Source organism: Brevundimonas staleyi (genome assembly GCF_041893865.1).
Taxonomy (GTDB): domain Bacteria; phylum Pseudomonadota; class Alphaproteobacteria; order Caulobacterales; family Caulobacteraceae; genus Brevundimonas; species Brevundimonas staleyi.
This window is the reverse complement of the sequence record NZ_CP169082.1, coordinates 3,297,494-3,320,425: the sequence shown is the minus strand read 5'-3', so window position 1 is coordinate 3,320,425 and position 22,932 is coordinate 3,297,494. Positions and strand designations below refer to the sequence as shown.

The 22,932-nt window shown below is 68.9% G+C and carries 19 protein-coding genes; 10 read left to right on the top strand and 9 right to left on the bottom strand.

The window, feature by feature from the left end:
- Positions 1-79: 79 nt before the first annotated feature.
- A complete protein-coding gene (locus ACETK8_RS16775; RefSeq protein WP_374036961.1) occupies positions 80-871 on the bottom strand; it encodes a uracil-DNA glycosylase in 792 nt (263 codons plus the stop codon).
- A gap of 196 nt (positions 872-1,067) precedes the next feature.
- On the opposite strand from ACETK8_RS16775, the gene ACETK8_RS16770 reads away from it, so the two are divergent.
- The 7 genes from ACETK8_RS16770 to glyS all read left to right on the top strand — a co-directional run bounded on the left by ACETK8_RS16770 (position 1,068) and on the right by glyS (position 10,472).
- Complete coding sequence (locus ACETK8_RS16770) at positions 1,068-2,717, top strand: electron transfer flavoprotein-ubiquinone oxidoreductase (RefSeq protein WP_374039423.1); 1,650 nt, start codon at positions 1,068-1,070, stop codon at positions 2,715-2,717.
- Between the two features lie 89 nt (positions 2,718-2,806).
- Entirely contained in the window at positions 2,807-4,630 is a 1,824-nt protein-coding gene (locus ACETK8_RS16765) for a tetratricopeptide repeat protein (protein WP_374036960.1), read from the top strand.
- Positions 4,627-5,514: a 4-(cytidine 5'-diphospho)-2-C-methyl-D-erythritol kinase gene (locus tag ACETK8_RS16760; protein ID WP_374039422.1), complete on the top strand. Its 888-nt coding sequence runs from the start codon at positions 4,627-4,629 to the stop codon at positions 5,512-5,514. Before ACETK8_RS16765 ends, ACETK8_RS16760 begins: the two co-directional genes overlap by 4 nt.
- Positions 5,515-5,701: 187 nt before the next feature.
- Positions 5,702-6,781, top strand: a complete 1,080-nt coding sequence (locus ACETK8_RS16755) for a fasciclin domain-containing protein (protein WP_374036959.1) — start codon at positions 5,702-5,704, stop codon at positions 6,779-6,781.
- Positions 6,782-6,895: 114 nt separating this feature from the next.
- Positions 6,896-7,771, top strand: coding sequence for a glycine--tRNA ligase subunit alpha (locus ACETK8_RS16750; protein ID WP_374039421.1), 876 nt, complete (start codon positions 6,896-6,898; stop codon positions 7,769-7,771).
- A 179-nt stretch (positions 7,772-7,950) separates the two neighbouring features.
- Complete coding sequence (locus ACETK8_RS16745) at positions 7,951-8,391, top strand: endonuclease domain-containing protein (RefSeq protein ID WP_374036958.1); 441 nt, start codon at positions 7,951-7,953, stop codon at positions 8,389-8,391.
- On the top strand, positions 8,391-10,472 hold the full coding sequence (gene glyS / locus ACETK8_RS16740; protein WP_374036957.1) for a glycine--tRNA ligase subunit beta: 2,082 nt from the start codon (positions 8,391-8,393) through the stop codon (positions 10,470-10,472). Before ACETK8_RS16745 ends, glyS begins: the two co-directional genes overlap by 1 nt.
- Positions 10,473-10,608: 136 nt before the next feature.
- On the opposite strand, the gene ACETK8_RS16735 is transcribed toward glyS, so the two are convergent.
- Positions 10,609-10,968: an endonuclease domain-containing protein gene (locus ACETK8_RS16735; protein ID WP_374036956.1), complete on the bottom strand. Its 360-nt coding sequence runs from the start codon at positions 10,966-10,968 to the stop codon at positions 10,609-10,611.
- 411 nt (positions 10,969-11,379) lie between these two features.
- On the opposite strand from ACETK8_RS16735, the gene ppdK reads away from it, so the two are divergent.
- From ppdK to ACETK8_RS16720, 3 genes are all read left to right on the top strand, one after another.
- The gene (ppdK, locus tag ACETK8_RS16730; RefSeq protein ID WP_374036955.1) at positions 11,380-14,070 is read left to right on the top strand and encodes a pyruvate, phosphate dikinase; all 2,691 of its coding nucleotides are present in this window, start codon (positions 11,380-11,382) and stop codon (positions 14,068-14,070) included.
- A 172-nt stretch (positions 14,071-14,242) separates the two neighbouring features.
- Positions 14,243-15,127, top strand: coding sequence for a 2-dehydropantoate 2-reductase (locus tag ACETK8_RS16725; protein WP_374036954.1), 885 nt, complete (start codon positions 14,243-14,245; stop codon positions 15,125-15,127).
- Between the two features lie 164 nt (positions 15,128-15,291).
- Positions 15,292-15,819 (top strand): porin family protein, encoded by a 528-nt coding sequence (locus ACETK8_RS16720; RefSeq protein ID WP_374036953.1) that lies wholly within the window; start codon positions 15,292-15,294, stop codon positions 15,817-15,819.
- A 46-nt stretch (positions 15,820-15,865) separates the two neighbouring features.
- On the opposite strand, the gene ACETK8_RS16715 is transcribed toward ACETK8_RS16720, so the two are convergent.
- From ACETK8_RS16715 to ACETK8_RS16685, 7 genes are all read right to left on the bottom strand, one after another.
- On the bottom strand, positions 15,866-16,126 hold the full coding sequence (locus ACETK8_RS16715) for a hypothetical protein (protein WP_374036952.1): 261 nt from the start codon (positions 16,124-16,126) through the stop codon (positions 15,866-15,868).
- Positions 16,127-16,231: 105 nt separating this feature from the next.
- Positions 16,232-17,383 carry a beta-ketoacyl-ACP synthase III gene (locus ACETK8_RS16710; protein ID WP_374036951.1) on the bottom strand — a complete coding sequence of 384 codons (1,152 nt, stop codon included), beginning with the start codon at positions 17,381-17,383 and terminating at the stop codon, positions 16,232-16,234.
- Positions 17,384-17,469: 86 nt separating this feature from the next.
- A complete protein-coding gene (locus ACETK8_RS16705; protein WP_374036950.1) occupies positions 17,470-19,488 on the bottom strand; it encodes a capsular polysaccharide biosynthesis protein in 2,019 nt (672 codons plus the stop codon).
- A 101-nt stretch (positions 19,489-19,589) separates the two neighbouring features.
- Entirely contained in the window at positions 19,590-20,414 is an 825-nt protein-coding gene (locus tag ACETK8_RS16700) for an HpcH/HpaI aldolase/citrate lyase family protein (RefSeq protein WP_374036949.1), read from the bottom strand.
- A 1-nt stretch (position 20,415) separates the two neighbouring features.
- Positions 20,416-21,093, bottom strand: coding sequence for an SDR family NAD(P)-dependent oxidoreductase (locus ACETK8_RS16695; RefSeq protein ID WP_374036948.1), 678 nt, complete (start codon positions 21,091-21,093; stop codon positions 20,416-20,418).
- Positions 21,090-22,007, bottom strand: coding sequence for an ROK family protein (locus ACETK8_RS16690; protein ID WP_374036947.1), 918 nt, complete (start codon positions 22,005-22,007; stop codon positions 21,090-21,092). The genes ACETK8_RS16695 and ACETK8_RS16690 overlap by 4 nt, the downstream gene beginning before the upstream one ends.
- A gap of 199 nt (positions 22,008-22,206) precedes the next feature.
- Positions 22,207-22,698: a GAF domain-containing protein gene (locus ACETK8_RS16685; protein WP_374036946.1), complete on the bottom strand. Its 492-nt coding sequence runs from the start codon at positions 22,696-22,698 to the stop codon at positions 22,207-22,209.
- Between the last annotated feature and the right edge of the window lie 234 nt (positions 22,699-22,932).

Sequence of the window (22,932 nt, the reverse complement as noted above, 5' to 3'; positions counted from 1 at the left end):
GGTCGTCAAACAAGAAGTATGCCGCAAGGCGACGGCCGCCTCAATCCGTGGAAATCACGGCGAAACTATAACTTTGGCCTCACGAGCTTGGCGGTTCGTCCAGCTTGGCCGCCAGCTCCAGAAGGTCCGCCCACACCTGCCGCTTGGCCTGGGGCTGGCGCAGCAGGAAGGCGGGATGGAGCGTCGGCATGACGGGCGCCGAGACGTCTCCCTCGGCCAGCCGCCACTCCTTCCACTGCCCGCGCGTCCGCATGATGCCGTCCTCGGTCTTCAGCACCGACTTGGTCGAGGCGGCCCCCAGCAGCAGCACCGCCCGTGGCTTCATTAGATAGAAGGCCCGCTCCACGAAGGGCGCGCAGACGGCCTGTTCCTGCGGGGTCGGGGTCCGGTTGCCCGGCGGTCGCCAGAACACCGTGTTGGTGATGAACACCTTCCCCGTCAGCCCCGCGGCATCGAGCATCCGGTCCAACAGCTTGCCCGCCTTGCCGACGAAGGGTTGCCCCGCCGCATCCTCGTCCGCCCCCGGCGCCTCGCCGACGATCAGGACCGGCGCCTGCGGATCGCCGCGCCCGAAGACACATTGCCGCGCCCCCATCCCGACCAGTTCGCAGCCCTTGAAGCTCGCCGCCGCCTCGGCCAGCGTCTCCATCGTGTCCGCGCCGTTGGCCAGCCGCCGCGCCTCCGACGTCTGATCCGCCGTGTTCACGGCCGGCGTGACCGACTCGGTCGCCTTGGCCACGGCCTTCAGGGCCGGCGCGATCACGATGGTCCGATCGACCGCCGCATCCTCGAAGCAGGCGTCCACGCCCGCGTCCGCCCAGAAGGCGAGCAGGCTTTCGATCGCGGCGATGTCTCGGGGTTCTGCGTTCATGAGTTTGGTTCGCAGGGATAATCCTTGACCGCCCTCACGTCACCTTTGGATATACGGATAACCACACGTTGGACGAGGAATAAGAAACCACATGGCCGAGGAAGCGATCGAAGGCGGCGCGACGACCCCCGCGCAGGAAGCCATCCTCGACAACCTGCCGCCGCTCGAGGCTTTGCAGGGCGTCGAGCGCGAGGTCATGGAATACGACGTCCTGATCGTCGGCGGCGGCCCCGCCGGCCTCGCCGCCGCCATCCGCCTGAAGCAGCGGGCGGAAAAGGACGGCAAGGAGATCAACGTCGCCGTGCTGGAGAAATCCGCCGAGGTCGGCGGCCACATCCTGTCCGGCGCCGTCATCGACCCCAGGGCCCTGAACGAGCTCTTCCCCGACTGGAAGGAACGCGGCGCCCCTCTGGAGACCCCGGTCACCGAGGATCGCTTCATGATTCTGGGGCCGATGGGTCAGGCCAGCCTGCCCATGCCCCTCCTGCCGCCGATGATGCACAACGACGGCTGCTACATCGCCTCGCTCGGCAACGTCACCCGCTGGCTGGGCGAACAGGCCGAAGCGCTGGGCGTCGAGGTCTATCCCGGCATGGCCGCCAGCCACGTCGTCTGGGACGAACCCACCGGCCGGGTGAAGGGCGTCGTCGCCGGCGTCTTCGGCATCGACAAGCACGGCCAGCCCACGGGCGACTTCCAGCCGGGCATCGAGCTGCACGGCAAGTACGTCTTCATCGCCGAGGGCGTGCGCGGTTCGCTGGCCAAGACCATCATCGCCCGCCACCAGCTGGCCAAGGACTCACAGCCCCAGAAGTTCGGCATCGGCCTCAAGGAACTGTGGCAGATCCCGGCCGAGAAGCACCGTCCCGGCCTAGCCCAGCACACCACCGGCTGGCCGCTGGATGAGTTCACCGGCGGCGGCTCCTTCATGTACCATTTCGGGGACAACTACGTGGCCATCGGCTACGTCGTTCACCTGAACTACAAGGACCCGTTCCTGTCGCCGTTCGACGAGTTCCAGCGGTTCAAGCACCACCCCGCCATCGCCGAACATCTGGAGGGCGGGACCCGCATCTCCTACGGCGCACGCGCCATCACCGAGGGCGGCTTCCAGTCGGTGCCGAAGCTGGCCTTCCCGGGCGGCGCTCTGATCGGCTGCTCGGCCGGCTTCGTGAACGTCCCCCGCATCAAGGGCAGCCACAACGCCATGAAGACCGGCATGCTGGCCGCCGACGCCGCCTACGACGCCGTCATGGCCGGCCGCTCGGGCGACGAACTGGTGGAGTATCAGACCGCCTACGAGAACAGCTGGGTCGCGAAGGAGCTGAAGGCCGTCCGCAACGCCAAGCCCTATCTGTCGAAGTTCGGCACGACGCTGGGCGGCGCCTTCGGGGTCGCGGAGATGTGGCTGTCGTCCTTCGGCCTCACCATGCCCTGGACGATGAAACACGCGAAGACCGACGCGGCCTCGACCGAGCCGGCCTCGAAGCACAAGCCGCGCGTCTATCCGAAGCCGGACGGCAAGCTGTCGTTCGACAAGCTCTCCTCGGTGTTCATCTCCAACACCAACCACGCCGAGGAACAGCCGGCCCACCTGAAGCTGATCGACCCCTCCGTGCCGATCCGCGTGAACCTGCCGAAATACGGTGAGCCCGCGCGCCTCTACTGCCCGGCCGGCGTCTACGAGGTCGTCTATGCGGACGAGGTCAACAAGGCCGATCCGAAGTTCGTCATCAACGCCCAGAACTGCGTCCACTGCAAAACCTGCGACATCAAGGACCCGTCGCAGAACATCGTCTGGACCACGCCCGAGGGCGGCGGCGGCCCCAACTATCCGAATATGTAATCGCGTCTCCTCCCCGTCGCGCAGCGATGGGGAGGAGACGCGCCATCTTGGGCCTTGTCCCGGCCGCATAAGCCGGTGAATGTCGGCGCATGCGTCACGCCTCCCTCCGTTCGATCCTCGTCGCCTTCACCGCCCTGACGGCGGCGCCCGCCTTCGCCCAGGAGGCGCCGCCGGTCGTCGATCCCGCGCCGCGCATCCAGGACATCATTCCGGAACCACCGGTCTCGGCGCCCTCCGTCGCGCCGCCGCCCCTGATCGTGGTGGGGGAGGGCGCCCAGACCGCCGCCCCGACCATCGAACCCATCCCGCGCGTCTGGTCGCCCTCGCCCCGCGACGGCCAGGGCCGCACGGCCTACGGCCTCTACCTGACCGGTCGTTCCGCCCTCGCGCGCGGCCAGGCCGAACAGGGGGCCGCCTACCTGAGCGCGGTCGAGAGCCTGACCCCCGAACAGCCGACCGTCCGCGATCAGGCCTTCACCTCCGCCCTGCTGGCCGGCGACCTCGACATCGCGGCCCGGATCGCCCCCGATGCCGCCACCGCCGCCCCGGTCATCGCCGAGGCCGGCGCCCTGGTCTCGGTGGTCCAGACCTTCGTCTCCGGCGATGCGAAGGCGGCCAACGACGCGCTGAAGGCCCGCCCGGTCCTGGCCCCCCACGCCCGCGCCGCGGCCCTGATCGGGCCGTGGATCGCCGCCGCCGCCGGGGACTGGGATACGGCCCTGGCCGAACCCAATCCCAGCGGCGATCCGATCACCGTCCTGTTCGGCCGCTATCACCACGCCCAGCTGCTGGAGCATCGCCGCCGCTTCGACGAGGCCGAGGCTGAGCTTCACGACCTGGCCTTCGACGCCCGCGCCGCCCCCCTGTTCCGCGCCGCCTACGGCGAGTTCCTGGAGCGTCGCGGCAAGCGGGACGAGGCCCTGGCCTTCTACGATTCGACCCTGGCGGCGGGCTCGCAGGACCCCGCCATCGTCTCGGCCAAGAGCCGGGTCGAGAGCCGCACCCGTCCGCCGGCCCTCAGCAACTATCGCGACGGCGCCGCCCGCGCTCTGATCGTCGCCGCCCGCCAGGTCGGAAGCGAAGGCGCCAACGAGTTCGCCGTCGTCTATCTGCGCCTGTCCCTGAACCTTCAGCGCGACCCCGAGACCATCTTCCTGCTGGGCCAGACCCTGGCCCAGGCCAATCTGGACGCCACCTCGCGCGCCGTCCTGGGCTCCGTGCCGCGCACCGATCCGCGTCTCTACGCCAGCGCCCAGGTGATGGTGGGCCTCAGCCTGGCCGAGGCCGGGGATCAGGATCAGGCCCTGACCGCCTTCGAGGCCGCCCGCGAGGCCGCGCCCACCGATCCGCGCATCGCCCTGATCACCGCCGGCCATCTGCTGCAACTGAATCGCTACGACGACGCGCTTGTCCTGCTGAACGGCCCGCTGCTCGACACGGAGAACCAGGCCGCCAACGTCCGCTTCATGCGCGGCGCGGCCTATGAGTCGCTGAACCGTGTTCCCGAGGCGGAGGCCCAGCTCTGGGCCGCCCTGCAGGCGGAGCCGAACGATCCGACCTACCTCAACTACCTCGGCTACCTCTGGGTCGACTCGGGCGCCCGCGTCGCCGAGGGGGCCGAGATGATCGCCCGCGCCCACGCCGCCGATCCCACGAACGGCAACATCCAGGACAGCCTCGGCTGGGCCCAGTACCGCCAGGGCCAGTTCGACACCGCCGTGGAGACCCTGGAACAGGCCGTGGCAAAGGAGCCGGCCAACGCCGAGATCAACGACCATCTGGGCGACGCCTACTGGCAGGTCGGGCGTCGCCGCGAGGCGGGCTTCCAGTGGAACCGCGTCCTGACCCTCGACCCCGACGACGAACGCCGCGCCGAGGTCGAACGCAAGCTGACCGAGGGGCTGGCGCTCTGACGACGCTCACCGCCGTCGCCCGCGCCAAGGTCAATCTGTTCCTGCACGTCGGGCCGCTCGACGCGGACGGATACCATCCGCTGGCCAGCCTCGTGGCCTTCGCCGACGTCGGGGACATCGTCACGGTCGCCCCGTCCGACCGCCTGTCCCTGACCGTCGCCGGCCCCTTCGGCAAGCCGCTGGCGGGGGAGGGGGACAATCTGATCCTGAGGGCCCTTCGTGCGCTGGGAGACGCGGCCGGGATCGGCGAACCGGCTCTGGCGGTCACCCTGGACAAGCGTTTGCCCATCGCCGCCGGTCTCGGCGGCGGGTCGTCGGACGCCGGGGCGGCCCTGCGTCTGGCCGACGCCGCCCTGGGGCTGGACCTCGGCGAGGACCGCCTCGCCGACCTGTCGCGCACCGTCGGGGCGGACGGCCCCATGTGCCTGGCCATGCGATCCGCCTGGGCCGAGGGGATCGGCGACCGGCTGTCGTTCGAGCCGGCCCTGCCGCCGCTCCACGCCGTCCTCGCAAATCCGGGCCGCCCGTCGCCGACAGGCGCCGTCTATCGCGCCTATGACGATGGCACGGAGCGTCTGGCCGACCGGCCCGTCCCGCCCGCCTACTGGTCGGCCCCCCAGGTCATCGACTGGCTGGCCCGCCAGAGGAACGATCTCCAGGCGCCGGCCGTCTCTCTGGCGCCCGCCATCGGCGAGGCCCTGTCGGCCGTCGCGGCGACCGGCGCCCGTCTGACCCGGATGTCGGGCTCAGGCGCGACCGTCTTCGGCCTGTTCGACGACGCGGCCTCGGCCCAGGCGGCCGCCGCCAACCTGCGCGAACGTCACAGCAATTGGTGGGTCGAACAGACGATGTTCGGCGAAGATCGCGCCAAAGCGGTGCAATAGAATCAAGTAACGCCGCACGGCGACGCTTGTCCTTGAGAACACTCAGAGCTGTGCCGGAGCGCGACAAATAATCTCGCCTTGTGGAACCTGTGCCGTGTGAAAGCTTTTCATTGGCTTCGTAACACTGCGTAACGGGCCGCGAGCCGATGCCTCCGGCGGCCCCTCCCGATTTCACAAGGATACTGTCATGCTTCGCACCCGTCTTCTGACCGCGACCGCCGCTGTCGCCCTGTTCGCCGCCGGTTCCGCCTTCGCCCAGATCGCGACCCCGGCCGCGCCGGTCGCCCCCGCCACCCCGCCGGTCGCGACCGAAGAGCCGATCCAGGGCCCGGCTCCGGCGCCCGTCGCCACGCCCGCTCCGGCCCAGGCCGCGACCCCGGCTCCGGCCGCCGCCGTCGCCCAGGGCAACGTCATCGACGTCCTGCGCGCCAACGGCCAGTTCACGACCCTGCTGGGCGCGCTCGACGCCGCCCAGCTGACCGAGACGCTCAGCACCCAGCCGGCCGTCTCGATCTTCGCCCCGACCGACGCGGCCTTCGCCGCCTTGTCCGAGGCCGACCGCACCCGCCTGCTGGACCCCACCAACGTCAATGAACTGCGTCAGGTCCTGCTGTACCACGTCGTCGTCGCCGACGTTCAGTCGAGCCAGATCGAAGGCGCCAAGGGCGGCGTCCAGACCGCCGCCACCACCGAGGTCCAGCTGGACGGCACCGGCGACGCCATCAAGGTCGACAACGCCACCGTGACCACGGCCGATGTGGACGCCGGCAACGGCTCCATCTTCATCATCGACCGCGTGCTGAACCCCGCCACCTCCCTGGTCGCTTCGGGCGACGCCGAGGAGGCCGCCCCGGCCGCGACCGAGACCCCGGCCGCCACGCCTCCGGCCGACAACACCGTCGAGGCGCCCCCGCCGGCCGATGACGCCATGACCCCGGACACCGCGGCGACCGACGACGTCATGGACGCCGACAGCGCCACCGACGAGGGCGCCGTCGCCCCGCCGCCGACCACCCCGGCCGCTCCGGCCGCGACCCCGGCTCCGACCGCCCCGGCCGTCGCCTCGCCGACGACCGCCTCGCCGACCGCGCCCACGGCCACGACCCGTCCTGCGCCGACCGGCCTGAACGCCCCGAACGGTCAGCCGGCCGCGACCACTACGGCCGTCGCCTCGCCGACCGTCCCCAACCCGACCGACGGCCAGGTCGATGACGAGGACGCCGACGAGACGGAAACCCCGGCTCCGACGCCGACGCCGCAGGGCTAATCCGGCCTACGCGTGTTGAGTTGAGAGGCGGCGGGTTCTAGGGTCCGCCGCCTTTCTCTTTGCCTCCTGCCCGAAGACCTCCCCGTGGCCACACCGTTCAAGGCGCCTGACGGCGTGCTCTCCTTCCAGGACCTGATCCTGACCCTTCAGAAATACTGGGGCGACCGGGGCTGCGCCCTGCTGCAGCCGTATGACGAACAGGTCGGCGCCGGCACCCTGCACCCCGCCACCGTGCTGCGCGCGCTCGGGACCAAGCCTTGGAAGGCCGCCTACGTCCAGCCCAGCCGCCGCCCCGGCGACGGCCGCTATGGCGAGAACCCCAACCGGCTCCAGCATTACTACCAGTTTCAGGTCATCCTGAAGCCGAACCCGGCGGACCTTCAGGACCTCTATCTCGGCTCGCTGCGCGCCATCGGCATCGACCCGGCGCTGCACGACATCCGCTTCGTCGAGGACGACTGGGAAAACCCCACCGTCGGCGCCTGGGGTCTGGGCTGGGAGGTCTGGTGCGACGGCATGGAGGTGACCCAGTTCACCTATTTCCAGGGCGTCGGCGGCATCGAATGCGACGTCGTCTCCGGCGAGCTGACCTACGGCCTGGAACGCCTGGCCATGTACGTCCAGGGCGTCGACAACGTCTACGACCTCAAGTTCAACAACGACGGCCTGACCTACGGCGAGGTCTTCCTGGAGAACGAACGCCAGCAGTCGGAAGCCAACTTCCACGGCTATGACGTCGACGGCCTGAAGCGCCGCTTCGAGGACATGGAGCGCGAGAGCGCCCGTCTGCTCGCCATGACCGGGCCCCAGGGCCAGCCGCTCGTCCTGCCCGCCTACGACCAGGTCCTGAAGGCGAGCCACCTGTTCAACCTGATGGACGCCCGCGGCGCCATCGCCGTCGCCGAACGCCAGAGCTACATCGGCCGCATCCGCGACCTCTGCAAAGCCTGCGCCCTCGCCTACGTGGAGCAGGAAAGGAAGTCCGCGTGACTACGCCCTTCCCCTCGAGGGGGAAGGGCCGGGGATGGGGTGGAGGCACGAACGGCGCCGGTTCCCCCGAAGACTCAGGTCTGACTTCACCGTCTCAAGACCGGATGAACGTGAGTCCCCCCGGCGCCTCTGCCTCCACCCCACCCAACCCTCCCCCTCCAGGGGAGGGCTTTCCATTGGTGGACCGTTTCGCCCGCACGCCCAAGATCAGGGCGGGCGGCGTCGCTCGCGCGCGAAGGCTTCGGGCCGACCCGACCTACACCGAAGCCAAACTCTGGACCCGCCTCCGCGACCTCGACCCGCATTTCCGCCGTGAGGCCCCCATCGGTCCTTACGTCGTCGATTTCGCCTGCCACTCGGCCAAGCTGGTCGTCGAGGTGGACGGTGGCGTTCACGACCGCACCGACGTCGCCCTGCGTGATCTGAAGCGCGACCACTGGCTGATGGCTCAGGGCTATCGCGTCATCCGCATCCCCTCGAAGCGCGTCGAGATCGACCTCGACGCCGTCATCGACGACATCTCCAAGGCTGTCGGAGTCTTCGTGCCTCCCGGCGCCTCCTCTGCCTCCACCCCATCCCAACCCTTCCCCCTCGAGGGGAAGGACTCTAGCGAAGTCTGATGCCCCAACTCCTCCTCGAACTGTTCTCCGAAGAGATCCCCGCCCGCATGCAGGCGGGCGCCGCGCGCGATCTGGAACGCATGGCGTCGGAGCGCCTGAAGGCCGCCGGCCTGACCTGGGACGCCCTGACGACCTACGCCGGGCCGCGCCGTCTGACGCTGGTCATCGACGGCCTGCCGACCGCGACGCCGGACCGCTCCGAAGAGCTGAAGGGCCCGCGCGCCAACGCCCCGGAACAGGCGCTGGAAGGCTTCCTGCGCAAGACCGGCCTGACCCGCGATCAACTGACCGAGCGCGACGGCGTCCTGTTCGCCGTGATCGACCAGAAGGGCGTCGAGACCACCTCGGTCATCCCCGGCATGGTCGAGGGCGTCATCCGCGACTTCCCCTGGCCCAAGTCGATGCGCTGGGCCGACGCGACGCTCCGCTGGGTGCGCCCGCTGAAGCGGATCCTCTGCCTGTTCGACGGCAAGGTGGTGGATTTCGCCATCGCCGACGGCTCGCCTGACGGCCAGATCGTCAGCGGCGACACGACCGAGGGGCACCGCTTCATGGGCGCGAAGCGCCCGCTGAAGATCCGCGACTTCGCCGACTACCGGAAGCAGCTCGAGGCGAACTACGTCGTCCTCGACGTCGCCGACCGCAAGCTGAAGATCCTGGAGGCCGCCAAGGCCGCCTGTTCCGCCAAGGGGCTGGCCCTGGTCGATGACGACGGTCTGCTGGACGAGGTCGCCGGCCTCGCCGAATGGCCCACCCCGATCCTGGGCGACATGGACCCGCAGTTCCTCGACCTGCCGCCCGAGGTGGTGCGCCTGTCGATGAAGGTGCATCAGAAATACTTCGCCGTCCGCGACCCGCAGACCGGCAAGCTGGCCCCGAACTTCATCGTCGTCGCCAATGTCGAGGCCTCCGACGGCGGCGTGGCCCTGGCCGCCGGCAACAGCCGCGTCCTCTCCGCCCGCCTGAACGACGCCCGCTTCTTCTGGGACGAGGACCAGAAGGTCGGCTTCGACGCCTGGCTGGAGAAACTCAGCGGCGTCACCTTCCACGCCAAGCTGGGCACGATGGCCGAGCGGGTCGACCGCATCGCCGCCCTGGCCCGCGAGATCGCCCCCCTGGTCGGCGCCGACGCCGATCAGGCCGAAAAGGCCGCCCGCCTCGCCAAGGCCGACCTGGCCTCGGGCATGGTCGGGGAGTTCCCGGAGCTTCAGGGCGTCATGGGCGGCTACTACGCCCGCGCCTTCGGGCTGGACGACGCCGTCGCCGACGCCATCCGCGACCACTACAAGCCGCAAGGTCCCGCCGACACCGTCCCGACCGCCCCCCTGACGGTCGCCGTCGCCCTGGCCGACAAGCTCGATACCCTCGTCGGCTTCTTCGCCATCGACGAAAAGCCCACCGGCTCGAAGGATCCGTTCGCTCTGAGGCGGGCGGCGCTGGGGGTCATTCGTCTGATCTTGGACAACGAGGCGCGCATCGGTCTGTCCAGCGATGCTGTCAGCGCGACCCTCGCCGGTCTCTCGAAGATCGAGCGCGCTGTCGACAAGCTCTCGGTCGATGGTGAAGTCGTCGCCTTCTTCGCCGACCGCCTGAAGGTCCTCCTGCGCGATCAGGGCAAGCGCCACGACCTCGTGGACGCCGTCTTCGCACTCGGCGACGACGACCTCGTCCGCATCGTGCGGCGGGTGGAGGCGCTGGACGCCTTCCTGGCCACCGACGACGGGGCCAACCTGCTCGCCGGCTACAAACGCGCCTCCAACATCCTCAAGGCCGAGGAGAAGAAGGGCCCGATCCCGACCGGCGCCGTGGCCACCGGCCTCGCCAACCAGCCCGCCGCCGAGACGACGCTCGCCATGGCCGCCGCCGCCGCCTCGACCGCCGTCGAGACCGCGCTGGAGGCCGAGGACTTCGCCGCCGCCATGACGGCCCTTGCCGCCCTTCGCGCGCCGGTGGACGCCTTCTTCACCGACGTCCTGGTCAACTCCGACGTGGCCGAGGAGCGTGAGAACCGGCTGAAACTGCTGGGTCAGGTGCGGGCGGTGATGGGTCAGGTCGCCGACTTCGGACTGGTTGCGGGATAAAGAACCCCTCCGTCTCTCCGCTACGCTCCGGATCCCCCTCCCCACGCTTCGCGCAGGGAGGAGACGATGTATCCGCGTCTCCTCCCCGTCGCCACTTGGCGATGGGGAGGGGGACCGCGAAGCGGTGGAGGGGCTCTTAGCCGCGCACTCGCTCTTCGGCCTTCGTCTCGATCCAGGCGAGAACGCCGTCCAGGCTTGTGCGCACATGCTCGGCCGGGATCCGCAGTACGGCGATCCCCTGCGCCGCCAGCCAATCGCTTCGCAGCCGGTCATGTCCTTCGCGGTCCGCATCGCTGTGCTGCCGACCATCGACCTCGACCGCCAGCTTCGCCTCGGCGCAATAGAAGTCGAGAACATGGGGGCCGACCGGGTGCTGCCGACAGAACTTCAATCCCGCGATCCTGCGCCCGCGCAGATAGACCCACAGCCGCGCTTCGGGCGGCGTCAGCGCGCACCGTTGAACCCTCGCCCTGCTGACCGCGCCTTGCTGCGGCAAAGAACCCCTCCGTCTCTCCGCTTCGCTCCGAGCCACCTCCCCATCCTTCGGACCGGGAGGAGACTTGGGACGATCTATAAACCCCCAAGCGGTCGAAGTTGGCAAAGTCCAGCCCGATTTCCTCAACCAAAACAAAGCTTCCACCCCGCCAGTCAGCTTTATTCTTAACGTCTCCCAGAACGCCCCCATACTCGTCCGATGTCTCCACGCCCTCGGACCAAGCCGAACGCTTCGGACTCTTCGGACGCTTCGGACGGTGTTTTGGAGTCCGGATGCGGTCGTTCGGGTCTGAAACAACCCATCACCCATTGTTTCACCACGGGGTCGCCTTCGCGTTCGCAGCATTGTAGTCAGGGCCGCACGCGAGCGGGGCCAATCCGCCGATCACGACACGGCTTCAGGGGACTACCGATGACCAACTGGGTGTACGGCTTCGGCGGCGGGTCCGCCGACGGCGAGGCGTCGATGAAGAACCTTCTCGGCGGCAAGGGCGCGAACCTGGCCGAGATGGCCCGGCTGGGTCTGCCCGTGCCGCCCGGCTTCACCATCACGACCGAGGCCTGCGTCCACTATTTCTCGAACGGCAACACCTATCCGGCGGACCTCGCCGAACAGGTCGCCGCCGGTCTGAAGACGGTCGAGGGCATCGTCGGCAAGACCTTCGGCGATTCGGCCAATCCGCTTCTGGTCTCGGTCCGCTCGGGCGCCCGCGCCTCCATGCCGGGCATGATGGACACGGTCCTGAATCTCGGCCTCAACGACGAGACGGTCGAGGGTCTGGCCAAACTGTCCGGCGACCGCCGCTTCGCCTTCGACAGCTACCGCCGCTTCATCACCATGTATTCCAACGTGGTGCTGGGCCTGTCGCACGACGACTTCGAAGAGGTTCTGGACGACCACAAGGATCGTCTGGGCGTCACCGTCGACACCGATCTCTCGGCCTCCGACTGGGAAAAGGTCGTCGCCGAATACAAGACCGTGGTCGAGCGCGAACTGGGCCGGCCCTTCCCCCAGGATCCCAACGAACAGCTGTGGGGCGCCGTCTCGGCCGTCTTCGCCAGCTGGATGAACGACCGGGCCAAATTCTATCGCCGTATGCACGACATCCCCGAGAGCTGGGGTACGGCCGTGAACATCCAGTCGATGGTCTTCGGCAACATGGGCGAGACCTCGGCCACGGGCGTGGCCTTCACCCGCAACCCCTCGACCGGCGAGGCCAAGCTCTACGGCGAGTTCCTGATCAACGCCCAGGGCGAGGACGTCGTCGCCGGCATCCGCACGCCCCAGTCCCTGACGAAAGAGGGCCGCGAGGAGATGGGCGAGACCGCCCCCTCGATGGAAGAGGCGATGCCCGAGGTCTTCGCCCAGTTCGTCGACGTCGTCGGCAAGCTGGAGAGCCACTACCGCGACATGCAGGACATCGAGTTCACGGTCGAACAGGGCCGGCTCTGGATGCTCCAGACCCGTAACGGCAAGCGCACCGCCAAGTCGGCGCTGAAGGTCGCCGTCGACCTGGCCGCCGAGGGCGTCATCTCCCAGGAAGAGGCCATCAGCCGCGTCGAGCCCTCAGCGCTGGACCAACTGCTGCACCCGACCCTGGACCCCAACGCGACCCGCAACGTCGTGGCCGCCGGTCTGCCGGCCAGCCCCGGCGCCGCCACCGGCAAGATCTGTTTCGACGCCGACGAGGCCGAGCGCCTGAACCAGCTGGGCGACGCCGTCATCCTGGTCCGCGAGGAGACCTCGCCCGAGGACATCCACGGCATGCACGCGGCGCGCGGCATCGTCACGGCGCGCGGCGGCATGACCAGCCACGCGGCCGTCGTGGCGCGCGGCATGGGCCGTCCCTGCGTCTCCGGCGCCGGCGAAATCCACATCGACGAGCACGCCCAGACCTTCACCGCACGCGGTCGCACCTTCAAGGCGGGCGAGGTCATCACCATCGACGGGTCGAAGGGCGAAGTCCTCGACGGCGCCGTGCCGATGATCGAGCCGGAGCTGACCGGCGATTTCCAGACCCTGATGGGCTGGGCCGACGGCGTGCGCCGCCTGAAGGTCCGCGCTAACGCCGAGACCCCGCTGGACGCCAAGACCGCGCGCGGCTTCGGCGCCGAGGGCATCGGCCTCTGCCGCACCGAGCACATGTTCTTCGACGACACCCGGATCGCGGCCGTGCGCGAGATGATCCTGGCCGACGACGAGGCCGGCCGCCGTCTGGCCCTCGCCAAGATCGAACCGTTCCAGAAGTCGGACTTCGTCGAGCTGTTCACCATCATGGCCGGCCTGCCGGTCACGGTGCGCCTGCTCGACCCGCCCCTGCACGAGTTCATCCCGCACACGGACGAGGACATCGACGCCCTGGCCAGCGTGTCGGGCATCGACGCCGCCAAGCTGAAGCGCCGGGCCAAGGAACTGCACGAGACCAATCCGATGCTCGGCCACCGCGGCTGCCGCCTTGGCGTCGCCTATCCCGAGATCTACGAAATGCAGGTCCGCGCCGTTCTGGAAGCCGCCCTGGACGTCAAGAAGACGACCGGCACCGCCCCGATCCCGGAGATCATGCACCCCCTGGTCGCCCTGGGTCTGGAGATGAAATACCTCCGCGAACTGACCGACCGCACGGCCAGGGACGTCTTCGCCAAGGCCGGCGACAGCGTCGACTATCTGGTCGGCACCATGATCGAACTGCCGCGCGCCGCGCTCCGTGCGGGCGACCTGGCCGAACACGCCGAGTTCTTCTCCTTCGGCACCAACGACCTGACCCAGACGACTTTCGGCATCTCGCGCGACGACTCCGGCCGCTTCCTGCAGGCCTATATGGACAAGGGCATCTTCGAGACCGATCCCTTCGTCCGCCTGGACCAGGACGGCGTCGGCGACCTGATCCGCATCGCCGCCGAGCGGGGCGGGGCGGTCCGTCCCGACATCAAGATGGGCATCTGCGGCGAACACGGCGGCGACCCCGCTTCGATCGCCTTCTGCGAAGAGGTCGGCCTGGCCTACGTCAGTTGCTCCCCCTACCGCGTGCCGATCGCCCGTCTGGCGGCGGCCCAGGCCGCGCTGGTGAGCCGGGGCGGCGAGGCGAGAGAGAAGGATCGGTAAAAACGTCCCTTCTCCCCTTGCGGGAGAAGGTGGCGGGCGAAGCCCGACGGATGAGGGGTACGAAGATGCAAATGCTATCGGTCGAGCAGACCCTCACCCCTTCCACGGAGTTTCACCCCTCATCCGACCTCGCTGCGCTCGGCCACCTTCTCCCGCAAGGGGAGAAGGGACAGTGACGAACGTCTCCATCGCCGTCGTCGGCCCCGGCGCCATCGGCGGCACGGTCGCCGCCTGGCTGTCGCACAGCCCCTCGGTCGGCGCCGTGACCCTGTGCGCCCGCACCCCCCTTGATCGGCTGGAGGTCGTCGCCCCCGACGGCCGCCTGATCCAGGCCAGCCCCCGCGTCGTCACCGACCCGGCGCAGATCGCCGCCCCCGTCGACTGGGTCCTGGTCGCCACCAAGGCCTATGACGTCGCCGCCGCCTCAGCCTGGCTGAAGCCGCTCCTGGGTCCAGAGACCCGCGTCGCCGTCCTCCAGAACGGCGTGGAGCACGTCGAGCGGTTCAGCCCCTTCCTCGACGCCGACCGCATCGTCCCCGTCATCGTCGACATCCCGGCCGAACGCGACGCGCCCGGCCGCATTCGCCACCGTCGCAACGGTACGATCACCGCCCCGGCCGGCCCGGCGGGCGAGGCCTTCTGCGCCCTGTTCGTGGACGAGGCCCTGGTCGCCTCCACCACCGAGGACTTCACCACCGCCGCCTGGACCAAGCTCAGCCTCAACTGCGTCGGCGCGGTCAACGCCCTGACCCGCCTGCCTGCGGGCGTGGTGCGGGAGGAGGGCGTGGAGGACCTGATGCGGGCCATGGTCCGCGAATGCGTTCTGGTCGGTCGCGCCGTCGGGGCGAAGCTGGGCGACGAGGTTCCCGACTGGGTCGTCGAACGCACCCGCGCCTCGGCCCCGGACTCGGTCAACTCCCTGCTCGGAGACCGTCTGGCGGGCCGTCCGATGGAGTGGGACGCCCGCAACGGCGTCATCGCCCGCCTGGGCGAACAGCACGGCATCGCCGCGCCGCTGAACGCAATGGCCGCCACATTGTTGTCAGTTGTGGAGTAAATGTGGCAGCTTGGCGGTTCTATAACGACGTCTGTGCTTTACGACGCACAGTTGGTGTTATGTAATCATCCGGTCATTGAACCTATCGCCAGACGACATAGTTGAGCACTCGCTGGATGGGGCCGAGGTCATTTTGCCTCGCATCTAGGAGTTAAATAGAAACTATGCGTAACATTCTTCTCGCGACCGCCGCTCTTTCTCTGATGGCCGTTCCCGCCATGGCTCAGACCGTTTCGAACCCGCAGTGGTACGGCACGGGCGGCTACACCCACCTCGACGCCGGTCGCACGGACCTGGGCGCGATCACGGGCCGCGTCGGCGCCCGCCTGTCGCCCAACTTCGCCGTGGAAGGCGAAGGCTCGGTCGGCGTGCGCGATGACGACTTCAACGTCGCCGGCGCCAACGTGAAGGTCGAGCACCAATACGACGCCGCCGTCTACGGCGTGGGCGTCCTGCCGGTCAGCCCGAACTTCGAACTGTTCGGCCGCCTCGGCTACGGCACCACCAAGATCAAGACCAGCGGCGCCGGCGTCTCGGCCGAGGGTGATGGCGAAAGCTTCAACTACGGCCTGGGCGGCAACTACTACCTCGACGCCCAGAACGGCATCCGCGCCGACTGGACCCGCCGCGACTTCCGCGACAATGGCGGTGAAGCCGACACCTATGGCGTCAGCTACGTCCGTCGCTTCTAAGAAAGCTTGAGATGGAGCCCCGTCCGCATCGCGGGCGGGGCAATCCTCAGGTCGGCTCGGCGATCAGCGCCCAGCGTTTCGACCCGTCGCCGAACGGCCGGGTGAACCACTCCGAAAACTCTTCGAAGGCTTGGACGATCGCCTGACCCAGGTCATGGGCGACCGGCTCGCCGCGCGTGCGATGCAGCGCCGCGACGCAATCGATGACCGTATCCTGATGGGCTGAACCGCCGAGCGATTTCAGCACCATGGCCACATCGCGGGCGATGGACTCCAGGAAACTGGGCTTTGCGGGCGTCTGGCTCAATCCGGACTCTCCGTGGCATCGGTGTCTTGGATGCCACAGTCCTCTCAGAATGATGTGACAGGCGCAAGCTATGCCGACGTTCGACGGGTCATCTATTTGTGAACGTCACCGTTTGCGAACGAAGACCGTCCCCGCCGAATAGCCCGCGCCAAAGCTGCAGATCAGGCCCGTCTCGCCCGCCTCGAACCCGTCCTGATGCAGGTGGAAGGCGATGACCGAACCGGCCGAGGAGGTGTTGGCGTATTCGTCCAGGATGATGACGTTCTCTTGCGGCTCCGGGTCGCGACCCAGGACCTTCCGGCCGATCATCTGGTTCATGTTGATGTTGGCCTGGTGCAGCCACATCCGCTTCAGGCCGGTGGGCTCGATACCCAGGTCGCCCGCGTGATCCACGATCATGTCGGACACCAACGGCACCACGTCCTTGAAGACCTTGCGGCCCTGCTGGATGAACAGCTTGTCGTCCTGCTCGCCGGGGGCAAGGCGCTCCGTGCTCGCTACCTCGCCGGTCTCCAGCGCCCAGCGGTTCAGGAAGCCGAAATTGTTGCGGATGTTGTTGGAGAAGACCGTCTTCAGCCGCGTCCCCAGAACGTCCCAGCCGCCGGGTCCCGCCGTCTCGGAGCTCTCCACGATCACGGCCGTGCAGACGTCGCCGAAGATGAAGTGGCTGTCCCGGTCGGTGAAGTTCAGGTGGGCCGAACAGATCTCCGGGTTCACCATCAAGACGGCCTTGACCGAGCCCGAGGCGATGAAGTCCGCCGCCGTCTTGATGCCGAAGGTGGCCGAGGAACAGGCCACGTTCATGTCGAAGCCGAAGCCCTCGATGCCCAGCGCCTGCTGGATCTCGACCGCCAGGGCCGGGTAGGGGCGGGGCATATTGGACGCGGCGCACAGGACCGCGCCGATTTCCGAGACCGGCTTGCCCCAGGCTTCGATCGCTTGACGCGCCGCCTTCACGGCCATCTCGGCCATGATCGACAGTTCCTCGTTCGACCGTTCCGGGAGGTTCGGCGCCATCCGGTCCGGATTCAGGATGCCCGCCTTGTCCAGCACGAACCGGCTCTTGATGCCGGACGCCTTCTCGATGAACTCGACCGACGACGGCGTCAGGGCGGCGACGTCCCCCTCGGTGATCTGCTGGGCGTGCGCCTCGTTCCAGCGCTCGGCCCAGGTGTTGTAGGCCTGAACCAGTTCGGCGTTGGAAATCGACTGTTCCGGGGTGAACAGGCCGGTGGCGGCGATGACGGCGTGTGGCAACTTCGTTGGTCCCTATCGCTTGGCGCGCGGCGCCTCGCTACTTGAGGGACGTTTCGCGTCCTCTCGTTTGGTACTCGTCTATGGCTTCAATAGGCCGGTGGCGGGCGCTGGTCGAGACTGGCGCGGATGCCCTTCCACCAACGCGCGACCTGGTTGGACGGCGCCGCGGGCGGCGGTTCGTCGCGGGCGGCGATTAGGGCGGCGACCAGATCCTCGGCCTCGCAGGGCCAGCCTTCCGGCGTGACATAGATCGGATATTCGATCAGCGCGGCGGCCACGACGGCGTCCAGCGTCACCCGCCGCGTCCTGCGCTCGAACGTCATACGATCCTGCGTCAGCCCCCACCCGCCGTAGAACGGCCGGCCATAGACGGCGACCGTCTTGCCCCGCAGCAGGGCCTCGAAGCCCGACAGCGACGTCAGGGTCGCCAGCACGTCGCAGGCCTCCAGACAGTCGATGATGTCGAAATCGTCGGCCGTCGCATCGACCTCCGCCATCGCCGCCCCGTCCAGCATGCCCGGCCGGTTGCCGCTCATGACGTCGGGGTGGTTGCGATAGATCAGGTACGCATCCGGAAAGTCCGCCCGCGCCGCCTTCACCAGCCCGGAGTTGGTGCGGATGTCGCCGCAGCCTTTCAGGATCGACTTGTCGTTCTCGACCTGACCGACGACCAGCACCTTTTGCCGATCGGCGGGCCAGTCCGGCCGCGCCTGACCGGCCGCCAGATTGTATTTCGAAAGCCCCGCCTCGACGACGCGGGTCCTCAGAGCCGCCGCCCGCGCCAGCATTTCCGCCGACTGCGCGCCCCTCTCGATCAAACTCTCCAGCCGCGAGGGCCGGGTAGGGTCGTAATAGACCCCCTGGTCGTCCAGGGCGACGCTGAGCGCCCCGAAGAAGTCCGACCCCAGTCCGCGCGAGCGGATGAACCCGTCTTCCATCCGCACCACCGGGGCGGTGGTGGTTTCGGCGACGCCCGCGATCTCCGGGGTCTCCTTGCCGGCCCAGTAGATCAGCCGTCCCTTCAGGGTCTCGGCCTTGGCCGCCGCCCGGCTGGCCGAGGCGAAATACTTCATCGTCGTGCGCGGACCGTTCAGCAGCCGCCGGATCGGCGGACGCTTGGCCGGCGAGAAGCCGACCCCCGCCCAATAGCCGCCCAACCGTTCGGCCCGGTCGCGCAGCGAGATCAGCCGCTCCACCGCAGTCTCGGCCTCGCACCGCCGGCCCGTGACCGGATCGACGTAGCGCGGATAGGCGATCAGGGCGGCGGCGGCCACGGTCTCCAGATCGCGCGCGACCCCGCGCCGACCCGTCTGGACCTCGTCCGTCGTCAGCCCCCAGCCGGAGTAGAAGGGCGCTCCGAAACAGCGGACCGGCAACCGGCGCAACAGGGCCTCGAACCCGAGCGCCGAGGTCACGCACCAGACCTCGCTCACCTCGGCCAGCAGTTCGGCCGGCCGCACGTCGGCGTCCAGCAGGGTGACGCCCGACAGGTCCGCATCGGCGATACAGCCCTTCTTCTTGCCCGCCGCCACGGCCGGGTGCCGTTTGACGATCAACTGGGCGTCGGGATGCTCGGCCTTGGCCGTCCGCACCATGCGGGCGAAGCTCTCCGGCCCCGCCAGCCCGTTGCCGATGGAGGCGTCGCCGTCCGTCTGGTCGACCAGAAGGATGCGTTTGCCGGGCTTCAGGATCGACCGGTCCAGCGGCCCGCCCATGTTCGTCTTCGACAGGCCGGAGGCCACGATCCGGTCGATCAGGGCGCCCGCCCGCGCGTGAAAGGCCGCGTCGCACCAGTCCGGGGCTGTCTCGATCAGCCGTTCCAGCCGCGAGGGTCGCGTCGCGTCATAATAGACCCCGATGTCGTCCACGATCAGGCTCAGGGAGGCAGCACCCGTCTCGCCCAGGCCGATGGAGCGCAGGAACCCGTCCTCGAGCGCCAGATAGAGCAGGTTCCGGCTCTTGGCCCGCGACCGTCCGACCCGCGACGTGTCCTTCAGCCCCCAGCCGACGACCGAATCCACCGTCGCGAACGGGCTGGCCTTCAGCTCCAGCTCGGGCAGGAAGGTCTTGAGGAACGGGGTTTCCAGAATGCCCGGAGAACACACCCATGCCCGCCGGGGCTGTTCGCCGCGCGCGTCAGTGCTGAGAGGGACAGGGTGTTGCAACCGTTACGCTTTCGCCGAGCTTGGCTATCGCCTTATCGGCTTCAACGGGCGCGCGCCAGCAGGGCCTCGGCCCGCAGCAGATGAAGTCGCTCGACCATGGCGCCGGCGACGCGGATCACGCCCAATCCGTCCGCCTCCGGAGCAGCGAAGGCGTCCACGATGGCTTGGGCCTCGGCGATCTCGTCCGGCGTCGGGGAAAAGGCCGCATGGGCCGCCTCGATCTGATTCGGATGGATCAGGCTCTTGCCGTCGAACCCGTACAGCCGGCCCTGCGCGCACTCGGCCGCCAGTCCTTCCGGATCGCTCAGCCCGTTGAACACCCCGTCGATGGCCGCCAGTCCGTGGGCCCGCGCCGCCACGACCGTCGCCGCCAGCCAGGGTTTCAGCGGCTCGCGGTCCTTCGACGGGCCGGTCCCCAGCGACGCCGCCAGATCGTTGACCCCCAGCATCAGCGCTCTCAGAGGCCCGCCCGCACCGGCGATGGCGTTCATATGCATCAGGGCCAGAGGCGTCTCGATCATGGCGCACAGCCGCACGCCCTCGTCCATCCGGGCGTCATAGGCGTCGATCAGGCCCGGCTCTTCGACCTTGGGCGCGACGATCCAGTCGACCGGCAAACCCTCCAGCGCCGCCAGATCCGCTTCGCCCCATTCTGTGCCCAGCGCATTGACCCGCACCGCGACCGCGCCCCTGAACCCGCCGGCCTTGACCGCCGCCGCCGCCGCCGCCCGGGCCTCGGCCTTCATCTCCGGAGCGACCGCGTCCTCCAGGTCCAGCACCGCCAGATCGCAGCCTAGCGTCCGCGCCTTCTCTATGGCGCGCGCATTGGAGGCGGGCAGGAACAGAAGGCTGCGCGGAACCTCCATCTCAGACGCGACCGGTGACGGGCAGCAGGGCCCCGGTGATCGCCCGCGCCTCGGGCGAGGCCAGGAACAGCATGACCTCGGCCAGATCGCTCGGCTGAACCCATTTGGACGGATCGGCGTCCGGCATGTCCTTCCGGTTCTGCTCGGTGTCCAGGATCGAGGGCAGGACGGCGTTGACGGTCACGGACGTGTCCTTGGTCTCCTCCGCCAAGGCCTCGGTCAGACGATGCACCGCCGACTTGGACGCGGCGTAGGCGCCCATCCCCGCCGCCGCCTTCAGCGCGCCGTTCGCCCCCACATTGACGATCCGCCCCTCGGCCGAAGCCTTCAGATGGGGCAGGGCGGCTCGGCTGGCGTTGAGCGCCGTGGTCAGGTTCAGTGCGAACATCTTGTCCCAGGCGGGCGTCTCGTCGTCCGTCGTCTGCCAGACGAAGCCGCCCGCGATGTTTAGAAGCGCATCGACGCCGCCGAACGCCGCCACGACCTGGGCGATGGCCGCCTCGGCAGCCTTGGCGTCGGTCAGGTCCACCCCGCCGATCTCCAGCGCCCCGTCGGGCGCCGCCTCGCCCTTGGCATGGTCAATCAGGGCGACGTTCAGCCCCCTGGCCAGGGCGGCCTCGACGACGGCCTTGCCTAGGATGCCGTGGCCGCCGGTGACGACGAGGGTGCGGTGGGTCATGACGGATCTCCTTGAACTTCATCCAGCGGCCACAGCCGCGCCGCGCCGCGTACGCCGGACGCATCGCCCCAGACCGCCGGCACGATCCGCCCCTCCCAGCTATCCGAGAAGGCGTGGCGCTCCACCACGGCGGGCAGCCGCTCGTACAGCTCGCCCACGTTCGACATGCCGCCGCCCAGGACGACGACGTCCGGATCGACCATGTTGGTGATCATGGCGATGGCTCGACCCAGCCGGTCGACATAGCGGTCCAGGCTCTCGACCGAGGCCGCCTCGCCGGCCCGCGCCGCCGCGACGATGGCCGGCGCATCCAGCGCCTGTCCGGTCCGCGCCCGGTGATCGCGTTGCAGGCCCGAGCCCGAGACCCATTCCTCCAGACAGCCGCGCAGCCCGCACCAGCATTCCGGCCCCGGCGCTTCCTCCGCCGTCGCCCAGGGCAGGCCGATGTGGCCGATCTCGGCCGCCACCCCGCCGACGCCCTCGACCAGCTTTCCATCCACGACCAGCCCGCCGCCGCAGCCCGTGCCGATGATGATGGCGAAGGCCGCCTTGGCGCCCGCCGCCGCCCCGTCCGTCGCTTCCGACAGGGCCAGACAGTTGGCGTCATTGGCCAGACGCACCGGCCGTCCCAGCCGCGCCTCCAGATCGGCCCCGAACGTCCGCCCGTTCAAATAGACGGAGTTGGAGTTCCGCATCAGCCCGGTGCGCGGCGACTGCGATCCCGGCGTCCCCATGCCGATGGAGCCTGTTCGCCCGGTCTCGCCCTCGATGAAGGCGACCAGGTCCGCGACCGCCCCGATGGCGTCGTCATAGGCGCCGGGATTGAGCACCCGCTTCCGGGCCAGGACCGCGCCCTCGGCGTCCAGCCCGATGGCCTCGATCTTTGTCCCGCCGAAATCGATCCCGATGCGCATGGTGTCTCTATAGCGCCCCTCTCCCCTTGCGGGAGAGGGAGATCGCGCACGGATGCGTCAGCATCCGTTCTGGCGCGATCGGGTGAGGGGTGACGCGGGCTTGAAAGGTGAGGGCGGCCAAACCCCTCGCCCGCCGGCGCAAGGACGATCGCTTCGCGCTCGTGCGCCGCCTCCCTCTCCCGCAAGGGGAGAGGGTCGACTACCCGAATACCTTCCCCAACAACCCTTCCAGCGCCTCGGCGTCCACGCCGTCGAAGGCGGCCTTGCGCGTCGCGTCCACGTCGAACACCGCGATCAGCCGGCCCGCGCCGTCCACCACCGGGACCACGATCTCGCTCTCGGACCGTCCGTCGCAGGCGATGTGGCCGGGGAAGGCGTGCACGTCCTCGACGATCTGGGTCTGGCCAGTCTCGGCCGCCGTCCCGCAGACCCCGCGCCCGAAGGCGATTCGCAGACAGCCCAGCGTCCCCTGATAGGGACCGACCACCAGCTCCCGCTCCTTCGCCGGATCGACCACGTAGAAGCCGGTCCAGAAATAGTCCTCGAACGCGTCCGCCAGCATGGAGGACACCGTCGCCATCCGCGCCGTCACATTGGTCTCGCCGTCCAGCACGGCCAGAATCTCGGCCTCGACCTCGGCATAGCGGGCGGCCTTGTCGGCGGGGCGGTCGTCGCGGGCGACGTAGGACATCAGGGGCTCCAGACACTTTGGCGGGCGAGCGCGGCATATAGGCCGCAGGGCCCAGAAGCGCGAGGGAGGCTTCGCTCGACAGGCATAAACCGCTGTTTTCTGTGGATTAAGCTTGGCCGGGACAGATTCCGGCCATCTTGCGGCAACGCTTTGTCGCAAACCGGCGTTAACCATGTTCGGAAGTTCACTGGACCAAACCGCCGGTTTGGGAAATGGTTAACGCCAGGCCGCAGT

Bases quoted from the DNA above. Each gene is read 5' to 3' on its own strand.
- ACETK8_RS16685 (WP_374036946.1), bottom strand. From the start codon at position 22,698: ATGTCCTACGTCGCCCGCGACGACCGCCCCGCCGACAAGGCCGCCCGC.
- glyS (WP_374036957.1), top strand. From the start codon at position 8,391: ATGCCCCAACTCCTCCTCGAACTGTTCTCCGAAGAGATCCCCGCCCGC.
- ACETK8_RS16700 (WP_374036949.1), bottom strand. From the start codon at position 20,414: ATGGAGGTTCCGCGCAGCCTTCTGTTCCTGCCCGCCTCCAATGCGCGC.
- ACETK8_RS16690 (WP_374036947.1), bottom strand. From the start codon at position 22,007: ATGCGCATCGGGATCGATTTCGGCGGGACAAAGATCGAGGCCATCGGG.
- ACETK8_RS16720 (WP_374036953.1), top strand. From the start codon at position 15,292: ATGCGTAACATTCTTCTCGCGACCGCCGCTCTTTCTCTGATGGCCGTT.
- ACETK8_RS16770 (WP_374039423.1), top strand. From the start codon at position 1,068: ATGGAATACGACGTCCTGATCGTCGGCGGCGGCCCCGCCGGCCTCGCC.
- ACETK8_RS16765 (WP_374036960.1), top strand. From the start codon at position 2,807: ATGCGTCACGCCTCCCTCCGTTCGATCCTCGTCGCCTTCACCGCCCTG.
- ACETK8_RS16755 (WP_374036959.1), top strand. From the start codon at position 5,702: ATGCTTCGCACCCGTCTTCTGACCGCGACCGCCGCTGTCGCCCTGTTC.
- ppdK (WP_374036955.1), top strand. From the start codon at position 11,380: ATGACCAACTGGGTGTACGGCTTCGGCGGCGGGTCCGCCGACGGCGAG.
- ACETK8_RS16775 (WP_374036961.1), bottom strand. From the start codon at position 871: ATGAACGCAGAACCCCGAGACATCGCCGCGATCGAAAGCCTGCTCGCC.
- ACETK8_RS16695 (WP_374036948.1), bottom strand. From the start codon at position 21,093: ATGACCCACCGCACCCTCGTCGTCACCGGCGGCCACGGCATCCTAGGC.